Below are 13347 nucleotides of genomic sequence, written 5' to 3'. Positions count from 1 at the left end.
AACCAAAAGATACTACCAGTCTTTGCAGAGGCGCCTCTTTGGGTTCGGTACCGAGCAAAGCGGAGGTAATCGAAATGATGCGCAGCACATTTCGATAGAGGCCAAAGCAGCGCTGGCGCAAAGACGAGGCCCAGCGGCCTGAGCGACACGCATACCAGCATCCGTCTGAAGGTTGGAATCTATAAGCAGCTTTAGAAATTTCAAGTGCGTGTTGCGCTGAGTCCCCTTCGGGAGACGTCAGCGGAAACAGAATAACGAATGCATGTTGCTTCGATATAAAGTTGTTATTGGTCAGCAACCAACAACGGCGATAATCGGCTTCGGGATACATCAGCAGAGATAGCGTCTGCTCGGTATGTCTAACTATTCACCAAAAGAAACTTACCAGTCTTTGCAGAGGCGCCTCTTTGGCTTCGGTACCCAGCGAAGCGTAGGTAGTCAAAATGATGCGCAGCACATTTTGATAGAGGCCAAAGAAGCGCTGGCGCAAAGACGAGGCCCAGCGGCCAGAGCGACACGCATACCAGCATGCGTCTGAAGGTTGGAATCTATAAACAGCTTTAGAAATCGCAAGTTCGTGTTGCGCTGAGTCCCCTTCGGGAGACGTCAGCGGAAACAGAATAACGAATGCATGTTGCTTCGATATAAAGTTGTTATTGGTCAGCGACCAAGAACGGCGATAATCCGCTTCGGGATACATCAGCAGAGATAGCGTCTGCTCGGTATGTCTAACTATTCACCCAAAAGAAACTTACCAGTCTTTGCAGAGGCACATCTTGGGCTTCGGTACCGAGCGAAGCGGAGGTAGTCAAAATGATGCGCAGCACATTTTGATAGAGGCCAAAGCAGCGCTGGCGTAAAGACGAGGCCCAGCGGCCAGAGCGACACGCATACCAGCATGCGTCTGAAGGTTGGAATCTATAAACAGCTTTAGAAATAGCAAGTACGTGTTGCGCTGAGTCCCCTTCGGGAGACGTCAGCGGAAACAGAGTTTGAAATTTATCAACAGCGTTAGAACTCGCAAGTGCGTGCTGCGCAGAGTTCCGTGCGGGAAACATCAGCAGGAGGCAACTTGAAGTGTCTTCCGGACACCTGGGATTACCAGCCCAGCTCTTTAAAGATATTGGGATAATCCGTGATGATGCCGTCTACACCCAGTGCCTTCATTTTAAGAAAATCCTCTTTCTTTACAAGGGTCCACGGATTTACCTGCATTTTCATTTCATGACATTTGCTTACCAGCTCTTTGGTAACAAGACTCTGATGCGGGTTATAAAAAGCCGGTGTAAAGCCAAGCTTTTTCATATTGTCTTCAAAAGAATCCTTGCTGCCGGTAAGAAAGCCCAGTAATACATGGGGGTATTTTTTGTTGAGTACCTGCAGCTGGCGTTCATCGAATGATTGTATGAATAATCTCTTGCCGAGTTTTTTTGGTTCCAGCACTTTCATAACCAGTGCAACAAATTCTTCAGGAGCAGGTTGCTCTTTACCATCCGTAGCCGGGTCTGCTTTGATCTCTACATTATAATGAACAGGCGGTAACCCCTGTGCTTTCGTAAACTGTTCTACCGAATCGATCAGTTCACCCAGCAACGGCGCATAAGATTTTACAGGTTGCTGCTGCGGAAAAGCCGTGTATGGTTTCAGGCCGATCACAAACTGTTTTGCTTCGGCATAGCTGATCTGGTACCAGCTGTATTTTTTCTTATCTTCTTTCGGTATTTCAGAGCCGTCGGCAAAAGTGGTATAGTCCGGGTTAGGGTAGGAGTCGTGGTATACGATCACCTGGTTATCCTTCGTGATATGAATATCCATTTCAATGGTATTGGCGCCGTCAAGGATCGCTTTTTTCATGGAAGGGATCGTATTCTCGGCCATCAGCCCGCGTGTTCCGCGATGTCCCTGTTTAAGGAAGACGGCTGGCTGTATTTTGCTTTCCTGCATGACTGATCGGGGCGCTTTACAAGCTGGTGCTGCAAACAATGCTGCAGCAAAAATGGTAGTGGTGATTCTGGATATCATTTCAAAAAGATTAAAAGCTGCAGCAAATAACTGCAGCCCGAAATTATTTCTTTATAAGGTCATTATAACGTTTCAATGCTTCGAGGAAATAATAATCTGCATACACGATCGGCACATCCAGCTCAAAGCCATGCGGCAGACTGCCTACACAATGTGTTATGATAAAGTTACCATTGCTGTTTGCTTCTGCCCTGTACGATTTCCCGGCGAGCGATTTAAGCATTTGTTCCGCAGCATCACGGTATTTTTTCCCCTCTGTGCCCAGGTAACCACTTAGTTCAAACAAAGCTGAACTGGTAATCGCTGCTGCGGAGGCATCCCTGAATTTCGGAGAATTGGGCCTTGCCTTCGAATTCTCTGCCGGTACATAACCCTCCTGTCCTACATTGAAATCCCATAATGGAACTTTATCTGCGGGCAGTGAAGGATTGTTCAGGAAATGATCTGCCATTTTTCTTGCTGTTTCCAGGTAACGCTTGTCTTTGGTTTCGCGGTACATTACCGTAAATCCATAAATGCCCCAGGATTGTCCGCGTGCCCAGGTTGAATTATCGGCATAACCCTGGGCTGTCTCTTTGATCAGTGGTTTTCCTGTACTGTCGTAGCAAACCACATGATAACTGCTGTAATCATTGCGCAGATGATGTTTCATGGTGGTTTCTGCATGACGCAAAGCTACCTTCCTGAAATAAGGATCGCCGGTTACTTTGGAAGCGAAGAAAAGCAACTCCAGGTTCATCATGTTATCGATGATCACCGGGAATTCATAACGCCTGGTATCTGCTGTATGAAATGATCTGAAGCTGTTCCATGATTTGATACTGCCTACTTTTTCATCAAAACGTGTACACAGTGAACGCGCTGTCTGTACCAGGATGTCTTTATAACGTTCGTCTTTGGTGAGCCTGTAGGCATTGCCGTAACTGCAATACATCATAAAGCCCAGGTCGTGATGTCCGCTGAAGTTCTTAACAGGTTCCAGTGTTTCTGTCCATCTTACTGCTGCCTGCTTCAGGCTTTCATCTTTGGTGTATTCATACGTGTACCACAGGCTACCTGGAAAAAAACCGCTGGTCCAGTCGTATTTGTTGGTACCCTTCATATTTCCTTCCGCGGTAATGGTGCGCGGGAAGAGTGTGTCATTTTTATCAGCTTCCTTCAGCATTGCTTTTAACTGGTTACCTGCAAATGTGAAGTTCTCTTTTACAAAAGATGTCTGCGCCGCCGTGTTATATACCAGCGCTACAGTGCCGATGAATGCAATCAGTAGTCGTTTCATGTATGGGATTTATTCGGTTGGTTTGGTAAAAGTGAGTATGTTTTTTCCTTTTAACTGTTTATTCTTAAATGTGAAGATGATCCTGTACAGGTCTTTCGGCCAGGATTTCAGCAGCCTCGGATCTGTTACGGTAATGGGTTCTACCTGTGCTTCCAGCTGGCCTGCATCATAATTCAGGTTCAATTTGCCACCGGGCAGTTCCAGTTGTAAGATACCGTCTTTTACCCTGACTGTTTTGTTACTGGTCATAAAATGTAAAGCTGTTTTCCCGTTGTTGCTGCTCAGTTCATAATTATCGGTAATGGTGAATGGTCCGTTTTCCTGTATGTGATAAGATCGTACCCACGATTTAACGGCTGCATCTGCGGGATAAGCCCCGGCAATATCAACGGAAAATACAGCATTGCGTACATTGTCAGTGAAGGAAGCATTCTTCGATTTAAATGCCGCGCCCTGGCGCTGCTCCACACCATTGATCAGTGGTACATTGTGGTAGGCAGACCGCATGCCCCACCGCGTATAACGCTCTGCGCCGAAGGTTTGCCGTGTATAGGTTTCACTACCGATATCGATCAGCAGCGGCTGGGCATTGTAGAATACGATACAGGTTCCCACATCATTGTGGTTATGACTTTCTGCATTATGTCCGCCCTTTGCCGCAAGATAAAAACCTGCAGAACTGCCTGCTCTTTCTCTCACTGCAACAATCTCTGTTCCGGGCATCCATGCGGATCTGATCAGGGGTTCTGCTGCTTTGCCGTTCACAATCTCTTCCACATCAAAAAGATCAGCAAGTGCAAGGTCTACAGGAGCGGCAGGTAATGTTTCTTTCCAGCCCTGGTTGCGTGCCAGCAGGCTGCCGAACTGCACCATCATACTGTCTTTAACGGCTTTGCCAAACTGGTAGATCAGTCCTGCTTCCGGTTTCAGTTTTGCAGACGCATCTGCGAAATTGATGTAATAATCGCCGGTGATATAAGCTTTGTAGATATAAGCCGCCATGTTATGTATCAGCGGATTGTCGAAATGATGAATTTTTCCGCCGCTCAATCTTTCAAGCAGCCCGAGGTAGAGATACAGCTTCGCGCCGGCTTCGCTCCAATAGGCTGGCCCTTCTTCACATGCGCCGTCGTCTTTGTAATAGTTGATGAATTTATCTACCGAACGCATCGTCTTGTAAATACCGCTGATCTTTTTCTGCGGGTCATTTTCAATCAGCAGGATGCAATTCAGCACATTGTAATTGACCCACACATTCCAGTTGTTTACAAACTCATCTTTCTCCAGCGCCATCCACCAGAAATCATTGCGCTGGTAATACGGTTCAAGTACCTGCCGCCTGATCTCGCTGCGGATGCGTTGCGATATGAGCGGGTTAAGACTGTCGAGGCGGTCTTTCAGGAAATAATGCGTCCATGCCAGCAGTAGGGCTGTATTACCCACACCCAGATCGATGATCGGTTCCTTCACATCGGGTAAGCCGAGCCCGGCTTTCTGCAGACTGAGATGCGCGGAAAGCGACCAGCTGGTCATTTCACAGATAGCCCAGCAGCCATTGGCGATCTGGTCTGTAAACCTTCCCTTACCTTCTGTCAGTTCTGCCAGCAACAGGTTTTTCAGTGCATTGGTATTCTGTCCGTACGGGTCCTGCATGATATTCCTGTTGCCGGAACGGGTGTATTCCAGGTAAGCAGTAGCGGGAATGAGCTGCCATTTATAATCCAGTGCTTTTTCTCCTTTCTGCAACAGCTCTTTGCGGTAAGCGGCAGGAAGACTGTTCCATTTTGCGCGATCGGTATAGGCTGGATAACCGACCCAGCCGAAACCTTTTACCAGTTGCGATGCAAGATCGGCCTCGGTATACCTGCCGGTAAGCAGGTTCCGTTTACTTTGAGTATTGCCATGGAACGACTGTAAAACGAGCAGCAGGCAGATCAGGTATTTCATGGATGATTGTTTTGCCGGTCTAAGTTAATTGATGTGAGCTGTAGATTTGCATCATGGATCCTGTTTTGAACGCTTATTTTCCCGAACGAACGTTCGTTATAACGCCATATGGAAGCGGTCTGATCAACCATACCTGGAAAGTGACCGCAGGTGAGGAAGTGTATATCCTGCAACGGGTGAATACGTCAGTCTTCAGCCAGCCTGAAAAAATTGCGTTCAATATTGCAGCGATCGGTGAATACCTGGCTGATCATGCACCGGATTATTTCTTCGTTCTTCCTGTTGCAGCATTGAGTGGTTCCGGTCTTGTAACTGATGAAGCCGGGCATTGTTACCGGCTTTTCCCTTTTGTAGCCGGATCGCGGAGTATAGATGTTGTACAGCATGCTGCACAGGCTTATGAAGCGGCAAAGCAGTTTGGTATGTTCACGAAAATGTTGTCAGGTTTTAACATGGGTTCATTAAAGGAAACCCTGCCCGATTTTCATAATCTGTCGCTGCGTTACAAACAATTTGAGCAGGCTGTTGAAACCGGCAATGGCGACAGGAAAAAGAAAAGTTTAGATGCGATCACTTACCTGCAGGCACAGCGCAAGCTGGAAACATTTTTTGCAGACATCATCAGCAATCCATCCTTCCGCAAGCGGGTTACACATCATGATACCAAGATCAGCAATGTGTTATTCGATGCAGATGATAAAGCCATCTGCGTAATCGACCTTGATACTGTTATGCCCGGGTATTTCATCAGCGATGTGGGTGATATGATGCGTACTTATCTTTCGCCGGCGGGAGAGGATGAAACTGCTCTTTCGCTTGTACAGGTTCGTAAAGATATTTTCCGCGCCATTGTGCAGGGTTATCTTGAAGAGATGAGGGATGAGCTAAGCGCGGCAGAAAAAGCATGTTTTGTATATGCCGGTCAGTTTATGATCTATATGCAGGCATTGCGTTTCCTGGCAGACTACCTGCAGAACGATCGTTATTACACTACACGTTACGAAGATCATAATTACAACCGGGCATTGAACCAGATCAGGCTGCTGCAATTATTGCAGGAAGAAGAAGACGCGCTGCAGTCGATAGTGGCTGATTACCTGTAAAGTGATGCTGCCAGACGGAAGGTGTTACAGTGTGCCTCTACGATGGTTCTTACATCGGGAGAATACCCGCCACCCATTGCCACTGTTACAGGAATATGATGTTTGATGAGCTCGGTAAAAACAATCCGGTCTCTTTCCATACATCCTGCCACAGACACTTTCAGTTTGCCGAATTTATCTGTATCGAGAATGTCAACGCCGGAAAGATAAAAAGCAAAATCCGGGTTCACTTCGCTGATCAGTTGCGGGAGTGTTGCAGCTAGAACAGAGAGATAGGCTGTTTCACCGGTACCGTCCTTCAACCCGATATCGAGATCTGATTTTTCTTTATGAAAAGGGTAGTTGTGCTCGCCGTGCATGCTAAACGTATAAACACGTTCCTCTTTGCTGAAAATGCTGGCTGTTCCATTGCCCTGGTGTACATCCAGATCGATGATCAGGATTTTCTTTGCGAGTTGCTGATGCAGCAGATAATTGGCGGCCACAGCCATATCGTTCAGCAGGCAGAAGCCTTCGCCGCGATCTGCAAATGCATGGTGTGTGCCCCCCGCAACATTGAGTGAAACCCCGTGGTCCAGCGCTGCCTTACAACAATCGATCGTGCCCTGCACCAAAGTGAGTTCACGCAGGGTAAGTTCCGGCGATTGCGGGAACCCGATCCGACGCTGTTCTGCTGCGCTTAAGGTCTGCTGTTGTAATTTATCGAGGTAAACTTCATCATGCGTCCATAATACGGTTTCCCTTGCGCAGGGTTGCGGGGCGAACAGGTTAGCGGCATCGATCGTTCCTTCATGCAGCAGCTGCCCGGGAATCAATTCGTATTTGAGCATGGGAAACCGGTGCCCTTCCGGCAACGGGTGTGCGTAGATCGGATCGTAGGCGATCTTCAGCATGCGATCTTGATGAGTGATTGGTTAACGATCGCATATACATCATCGCTCGTGCAGGGATCTATCAGCGAAAGGCCTGAGAAATCGCTGAAGGCCGGCAATACAGCGAGGTTCTTCCCGAAATAAAAACAAGGGAAACGTAATTGCTGTTTTGCCAATCCTGATATCAGTATGCCGGGATGTAAATGCCCGGAAATAGTATATACATTTTCATCCGTACTGCAGGCGGCCGGGTCGTGCACAAAAGCTATATCATCTACCTGGTAACAGTCTTTGTGAACAGTAATGCCGAGACGTTTGTAATGATCGGCAGAGAGTATATCGTGGTTTCCTTCCACAAGCCGGAATTCAACATCTTGGATATCCATGCGCCATTTCATGAAAAGATCTATTTCCTTATTTTCCTTACTGTGAAACAGATCGCCCACTGCAATGACCTGCCTGGGCCGGAAGTGCATCACCTGGTGCATGAGCCGTTGCATGTCTTCCCTGAAAACACCCTGCGGTACAGCTATGCCGTGCTTGCGGAAATGCCCTGTTTTGCCGAAATGAAGATCGGAAACAACCAGTGCCTGCTGCGTTTCCCAGTAAGCAATTCGGGCAGGTGAGAGCCAGAAAGTATGTTTATTGATAATGTGTGGAATCGGTGCTGTCATGCTGCTGCAAAGATAACTTTTGGAAAGTTCTGAAACTTTCCAAAAGTTATAGTTATTTAACAGAACGTTCCAGTTGCTGTTGCATACGTGCAATGCGGTCTTCGAGTTTTTCTGAAGAAACATTTTCCCGCAGACTGTCTACCTTGATGGGGAAACAGAATGGCGTCAGCTGCCGGGGAAACGTAATGGTGATGGTACTTTGCTCTATCCGCTGTAATGCTTCACGCAGGCGTACTTCTTCCATCTGCTGGTCCAGCACTTCCTGGTAAGCCTGCCGCATGAGCAGATTGCCCGGATCGTATTCGCTGAACACTTTAAAAAGCAGCGATGCCGAAGACTGAAGATGCCTGGCTTTTACCTGCTCGCCCGGGAAGCCCTGGAAAACGAGTCCGCCGATCACCGCAATATCACGGAATTTGCGTTTGGCCATTTCCACGGAGTTCACACTGCGCTGGATATCGGAGAGGAGATTTCCGGTGGTGAACAATTCATGCACATTCGCATCATCTACAGGAATGGGCTGGTCGCTTAACAGCTCGAATCCATAATCATTCATGGCGATGGAGAATGTAATGGGAACAATGCGGCTGATGCGATAGGCCAGTAATGCAGCCATGGCTTCGTGCACCAGCCTGCCCTCGAAAGGATAAACAAAAAGATGGAAACCGTCTTTGGTTTCAATATGCTCGATGAGCAACTCCGTTGCTTTGGGAATATGCGAAAGTCGCTCCTGTAATTCGAAAAGGGGCAGCAGGGCCCTGAGTTCGGTCTCGCCCGATTTTTTGGTGAACGCGTCATCGAATGTCTGCCGTAGCATCAGGCCTAAATTGGCGGAAAGCGGCATACGGCCTCCCATCCAGCTTGGTACGATCGATTTCTGCGACTTGGAGATCCTTGTCATGGCGGTCATTTCTTTAATGCCTACCAGTTCGAGGTTTCTGCCCGCAAGGGTGAACACGGTTCCGGGTTGCATGCGGCTGATGAACCATTCTTCTATAACGCCGATGTATTTACCGTTCATGAGTTTCACCTTCATCATTGCGTCGCTTACGATGGTGCCTATATGCATCCTGTGGCGCATGGCGATGCGTTTGTTCCTGATGCGGTAAATGCCGTCTTCCCCGCGCTCTACCTTCCTGAACTCATCATATTGCTGCAGGGCATTGCCGCCTTCGGTGAGTGTGAACATGATCTCGCGCCATTCGTCTTCTGTTACAGAAGCGAAACAATGTGTTTTTTTGATCTCATTGAAAAGCGCTTCCGGCCTGAATCCTTCGCCGATGGCAAGTGTACACACGTATTGCAGCAATACATCGAAACAGCGCAGCATCGGTTCGCGGCTCTCGATCAGATCTTCTTTAATGGCCCGCTTTAAAGCTGCTGCTTCCACCAGTTCAAGTGAATGGGTGGGCAGGAACCAGATACGGCTTGTTTCTCCGGGTCTGTGTCCGCTTCGCCCGGCACGCTGCAGGAAACGTGCCACACCTTTGGGTGAGCCTACCTGTATCACTGTGTCAACTGGTCTGAAATCCACGCCAAGATCGAGACTCGCTGTGCACACAACCGCTTTCAGTTTCTGCGTATGCAATGCTTCTTCCACCCATAACCTCAGTTCCTGCTCAATACTGCCGTGGTGCAGCGCAATTGCCCCGGCAAGTTCCGGTGCAATATTCAGCAGCGTCTGGTACCAGCGTTCGCTCATTCCTCTTGTATTGATAAAGATGAGCGTGGTATTGCTTTGTTCGATAATGGGCAGGACTTTTTCAGCGAGTTTAATGCCGAGGTGACCGGCCCAGGGATACTTCTCGATCTCATCCGGAAGAATAGACCTGATCTCGATACGTTTATCCATTTTAGCGCGGATAGTAACGGCTTTCCTGTTGATGGATGCCAGCAGTACATCTCGTGCTTCTTCAAGATTGCCGATGGTTGCGCTGATGCCCCATACCGACAAATCAGGTACAACATGCGAGATCCTGTTTACGGCAAGCTCTACCAGTACCCCTCTTTTACTGCCCATCAGTTCATGCCATTCATCGGCCACTACCAGCTGCAGTGTTTTAAAAAGCGCAGGGTAGTCTTTCTGTGCAAGAAACAGGTGCAGGCTTTCCGGTGTGATGATGAGCACTTCCGGCATATTCCTTTTTTGTTTCTGTCTTTCGGATGTATCAGTGTCGCCGTTACGGATACCGATGCGCCACTGCATGCCTAATTCGCCGATCACTTCTTCCATGGCACGGGCGATGTCTTTTGCCAGCGCACGCAATGGCGTGATCCACAGCAAATACAGACCATTGTTCTTTTTTTTCAGGTAATCATCAGGATATGCGTTGATGAAGTTGATGATGGCACCGAGGAAAACAGAATATGTTTTACCACAGCCGGTTGGCGCATTCACAAGACCGCTGTTGCCTTTGATGATCTCTTTCCAGGCCTGTTCCTGAAAAAGGAAAGGATGCAGCCCTTTACCTGCCAGCCACTCTTCTATGACCTGCAGACCTTTGCCCGTAACGTTTGTCTTTTTCTTGCGCATTCCTTGCTGTGCAGCTTTTGCATACAACCTGTTGTGATTGCATTAAAGATAGGGTATGAAAAAATCATTCCGCAGTACTATGGACTTACGGATTTAATCTGCCCGTCTATCTTACGCACAAAATACAATTTCTTGTTTTCAAGATAAGCGGGCATGGGGTTGGCTGCGCTGATCCTTACCGGCTGTACATTGAATTCGTTGAAGAGTTTGAATGAATTGTCGGAAAGATTATTGATCAGTGCCGACTGGTGCTTTACCAGCAGCTTCGTGAAATGGTACATCGACTCAAACCCCTTGAATGCCATATCGCTTGGTCTGCCTGCATACCGGTTGCGGTATTTTGTTGTGAAAGAAAGGCCTTCCTTATCGGTGCGCAGGTAATTATAAGGTGTTGAATAAATGATCTCGATGCCTTTGTCGATGTCTTTCAGCGCATCCCATGTAGGCATGCCTGCCGCAATTGAACGATAGCTGCTCCTGGCTTCGTTCAGAGAGCGTGTGAGACTGAGGCCGAATGTTTCATTGAGCGAACCGCAGATCACGATATTCTGGCGGTTACTGTCGAGATAACCGGTAACCTGGGCCGTAGTAAAACTGTCGGGTAATTCAACGGTTTTGATCTTTAACGGAACGCCCTGCGTGTTGCGGGCCATTTCTCCGAAGATCGACTGGATCATATCTTCTGCTGCTCCTTTTTTGCGGAACATGACCATGCTGCTCGTTGGATAGATACGTTGCAGGTATCTGTACAAACCCTCGCAATGCGTGCGCAGTGTGGGGTTCAGCAATACAAAGAAAGGATTGCCTTCCACGCCGCCATCGTTGGGATAAGTGGATGATAACAGCGGGATATTGTTCCTGAGTGCATAATCGGCAACAGGTTTTACTTCATTGCGTGCATTGAAAGACGCGATGATGAGGGAAGTACCGTTCATCTCAGGCGATTCCAGCATGTTCTCCAGTGGTACGGTGGCACTCTTGGTGTCATAGAAAAGCACCTGCACCGGCACCTGTTCCGTATTAAGGGAATCGATGGCGAGCATCACGCCGTTGTAGAAATCGAGACCGGGAAGCATATAACGCGGCAGGCTGTTGCTGTTTGCCGGTCTGAAAGTATCGCCGGTAAAAACAGAATCCAGGTACACCGGTGCAAATACGGCTACTTTCAGCTTTGCGGTCTGAGGCTGCTGTGCTTTCAGAACAATAAAGGGCAGCAGTAAACAGCAAAGCAGTAATAGGGTACGGGTATGCCTCATAATTTCAGATATTGAACAATCAACGGCAAATATGATGCCTGTCTTATTCCCACTCAATCGTTGCAGGAGGCTTGCTGCTGATATCGTATACAACCCTGTTGATGCCTCTTACATTATTGATGATCTCATTTGAAATATCTGCCAGGAATTCATAAGGAAGATGCGCCCAGTCTGCGGTCATTCCATCTACCGATGTTACGGCCCTGAGTGCTACTGTAAATTCATAGGTACGTTCATCACCCATTACACCCACGCTTTTAACTGGAAGCAGGATGGTGCCTGCCTGCCATACCGAAGTATAGAGGCCGTGTTTTTTCAGACCTTCAATATAGATCTGGTCTGCCTGTTGCAGCAGGGCTACTTTTTCTTCGGTTACTTCGCCGAGGATACGGATGGCGAGGCCTGGGCCGGGGAAAGGATGCCTGTTGATCATATCCGCAGGTATACCCAGTTCCAGCCCTACTTTTCTTACTTCATCCTTGAACAGGTAACGTAATGGTTCTACCAGTTCGAGATGCATGGTATCGGGAAGACCGCCTACATTGTGGTGCGATTTGATCGTCTGCGAAGGGCCGTGTACACTTACGCTCTCGATCACATCAGGATAGATGGTTCCCTGGCCGAGGAATTTCACGCCGCTCACTTTCTGCGCTTCTTCCTGGAATACATCGATAAATAACCTGCCGATCACTTTTCTTTTGGCCTCAGGGTCGGTTTTGTCTTTCAATTCGCTGTAGAACAGTTGTTTGGCGTCGATACCTTCCACATTCAGGCCAATATTACGGTAGGTTTCCAGTACCTGTTCAAACTCATCTTTGCGCAGTACGCCGTTGTCTACGAAGATACCGTGAAGCCTGTCGCCGATTGCCCTGCTGATAAGGGTGGCGGCTACTGTACTGTCTACACCGCCGCTGAGCGCCATGATCACATGTGCATCGCCGATCTGTTGTTTCAGCTGTGCTACGGTTTCATTTACAAAAGAAGCCGGTGTCCAGCTCTGCGAACAGCCGCAGATATCAACCAGGAAATTTTTCAGGATCTTTTTGCCTTCTGTTGAATGATATACTTCCGGGTGAAATTGTAAACCGTATAAAGGACAGGTGTCAGTGGTCATTTTACGGAAAGCCGCTACGGGAATGCTTTCGGTTGTTGCGAGGATCTCAAATCCGTCGGGCAGGGCAACGATCGAGTCGCTGTGGCTCATCCATACCTGCGAGCCATCGGTGATATTGTTCAGCAGCACATCTTCTTTCTGTTTCTGCATCCTGGCGCGCCCGTATTCCCGTTTATTGGATTTGTCCACCCGTCCTCCGAATTCCTTTGCCGTGAGCTGTGCACCGTAGCATACGCCCAATACCGGTAATTGCTGCACGAAAGCGGGGATATCCACCGTAGGTGCTTTTTCTTCATTTACACTGAAAGGAGAGCCGCTGAGGATAATGCCCTTCAGGCCTGGTTCAAAGGTAAATGGCTTGTGGTAAGGGATGATCTCACAATAAACATTGGCTTCCCTTACGGCACGGGCAATTAACTGGGTGTACTGGCTACCGAAATCGAGGATGAGTATCTTTTCTGTCATGGCTGCGAAGGTAAATGAAATTTTCCTCCTGCTAAAGCCTTACCAGCGGTTACAAATCCGGTAGAGCGGTTGGGTCTTCCCG

The 13347-nt window shown here is 48.2% G+C and carries 11 protein-coding genes; 1 reads left to right on the top strand and 10 read right to left on the bottom strand.

Features of this window, described 5'->3' with window-relative positions:
• The 5 genes from B5D42_RS18000 to B5D42_RS13765 form a co-directional block, all read right to left on the bottom strand.
• Nucleotides 1-331, bottom strand: a 331-nt coding sequence (locus B5D42_RS18000) for a hypothetical protein (RefSeq protein WP_217698829.1), incomplete at its 3' end; no start/stop codon positions are given.
• Between the two features lie 36 nt (nucleotides 332-367).
• Nucleotides 368-700, bottom strand: a complete 333-nt coding sequence (locus tag B5D42_RS13780) for a hypothetical protein (protein ID WP_139367165.1) — start codon at nucleotides 698-700, stop codon at nucleotides 368-370.
• A gap of 398 nt (nucleotides 701-1098) precedes the next feature.
• Nucleotides 1099-2022: a glycerophosphodiester phosphodiesterase family protein gene (locus tag B5D42_RS13775; protein ID WP_217698828.1), complete on the bottom strand. Its 924-nt coding sequence runs from the start codon at nucleotides 2020-2022 to the stop codon at nucleotides 1099-1101.
• A 43-nt stretch (nucleotides 2023-2065) separates the two neighbouring features.
• Nucleotides 2066-3301 (bottom strand): glycoside hydrolase family 88 protein, encoded by a 1236-nt coding sequence (locus tag B5D42_RS13770; RefSeq protein WP_078832092.1) that lies wholly within the window; start codon nucleotides 3299-3301, stop codon nucleotides 2066-2068.
• A gap of 9 nt (nucleotides 3302-3310) precedes the next feature.
• Nucleotides 3311-5248, bottom strand: a complete 1938-nt coding sequence (locus tag B5D42_RS13765) for a heparinase II/III domain-containing protein (protein ID WP_078832091.1) — start codon at nucleotides 5246-5248, stop codon at nucleotides 3311-3313.
• Nucleotides 5249-5301: 53 nt separating this feature from the next.
• Between B5D42_RS13765 and B5D42_RS13760 the strand changes: the two genes are divergently transcribed.
• A complete protein-coding gene (locus B5D42_RS13760) occupies nucleotides 5302-6351 on the top strand; it encodes a phosphotransferase enzyme family protein (RefSeq protein WP_078832090.1) in 1050 nt (349 codons plus the stop codon).
• Here the strand turns inward: B5D42_RS13760 and B5D42_RS13755 are convergent.
• From B5D42_RS13755 to guaA, 5 genes are all read right to left on the bottom strand, one after another.
• Complete coding sequence (locus B5D42_RS13755; RefSeq protein ID WP_078832089.1) at nucleotides 6342-7244, bottom strand: histone deacetylase family protein; 903 nt, start codon at nucleotides 7242-7244, stop codon at nucleotides 6342-6344. The two genes, B5D42_RS13760 and B5D42_RS13755, sit on opposite strands and share 10 nt — an antisense overlap.
• Nucleotides 7238-7897, bottom strand: a complete 660-nt coding sequence (gene pdeM, locus B5D42_RS13750; RefSeq protein ID WP_078832088.1) for a ligase-associated DNA damage response endonuclease PdeM — start codon at nucleotides 7895-7897, stop codon at nucleotides 7238-7240. Before pdeM ends, B5D42_RS13755 begins: the two co-directional genes overlap by 7 nt.
• Nucleotides 7898-7949: 52 nt before the next feature.
• Entirely contained in the window at nucleotides 7950-10430 is a 2481-nt protein-coding gene (locus B5D42_RS13745; RefSeq protein ID WP_078832109.1) for a ligase-associated DNA damage response DEXH box helicase, read from the bottom strand.
• A gap of 77 nt (nucleotides 10431-10507) precedes the next feature.
• The gene (locus B5D42_RS13740) at nucleotides 10508-11686 is read right to left on the bottom strand and encodes an ABC transporter substrate-binding protein (protein ID WP_078832087.1); all 1179 of its coding nucleotides are present in this window, start codon (nucleotides 11684-11686) and stop codon (nucleotides 10508-10510) included.
• A 43-nt stretch (nucleotides 11687-11729) separates the two neighbouring features.
• Nucleotides 11730-13265 carry a glutamine-hydrolyzing GMP synthase gene (guaA, locus tag B5D42_RS13735; protein WP_078832086.1) on the bottom strand — a complete coding sequence of 512 codons (1536 nt, stop codon included), beginning with the start codon at nucleotides 13263-13265 and terminating at the stop codon, nucleotides 11730-11732.
• Nucleotides 13266-13347: the final 82 nt, after the last annotated feature.

The organism is Sediminibacterium ginsengisoli (assembly GCF_900167075.1).
Classification (GTDB): Bacteria; Bacteroidota; Bacteroidia; order Chitinophagales; family Chitinophagaceae; genus Sediminibacterium; species Sediminibacterium ginsengisoli.
This window is presented reverse-complemented; position numbering and strand designations above follow the sequence as displayed.

What these genes read in the sequence shown, in the direction of transcription:
- B5D42_RS13780 (WP_139367165.1), bottom strand. Translation starts at nt 700, where the DNA reads ATGTATCCCGAAGCGGATTATCGCCGTTCTTGGTCGCTGACCAATAAC.
- B5D42_RS13775 (WP_217698828.1), bottom strand. Translation starts at nt 2,022, where the DNA reads ATGATATCCAGAATCACCACTACCATTTTTGCTGCAGCATTGTTTGCA.
- B5D42_RS13770 (WP_078832092.1), bottom strand. Translation starts at nt 3,301, where the DNA reads ATGAAACGACTACTGATTGCATTCATCGGCACTGTAGCGCTGGTATAT.
- B5D42_RS13765 (WP_078832091.1), bottom strand. Translation starts at nt 5,248, where the DNA reads ATGAAATACCTGATCTGCCTGCTGCTCGTTTTACAGTCGTTCCATGGC.
- B5D42_RS13760 (WP_078832090.1), top strand. Translation starts at nt 5,302, where the DNA reads ATGGATCCTGTTTTGAACGCTTATTTTCCCGAACGAACGTTCGTTATA.
- B5D42_RS13755 (WP_078832089.1), bottom strand. Translation starts at nt 7,244, where the DNA reads ATGCTGAAGATCGCCTACGATCCGATCTACGCACACCCGTTGCCGGAA.
- pdeM (WP_078832088.1), bottom strand. Translation starts at nt 7,897, where the DNA reads ATGACAGCACCGATTCCACACATTATCAATAAACATACTTTCTGGCTC.
- B5D42_RS13745 (WP_078832109.1), bottom strand. Translation starts at nt 10,430, where the DNA reads ATGCGCAAGAAAAAGACAAACGTTACGGGCAAAGGTCTGCAGGTCATA.
- B5D42_RS13740 (WP_078832087.1), bottom strand. Translation starts at nt 11,686, where the DNA reads ATGAGGCATACCCGTACCCTATTACTGCTTTGCTGTTTACTGCTGCCC.
- guaA (WP_078832086.1), bottom strand. Translation starts at nt 13,265, where the DNA reads ATGACAGAAAAGATACTCATCCTCGATTTCGGTAGCCAGTACACCCAG.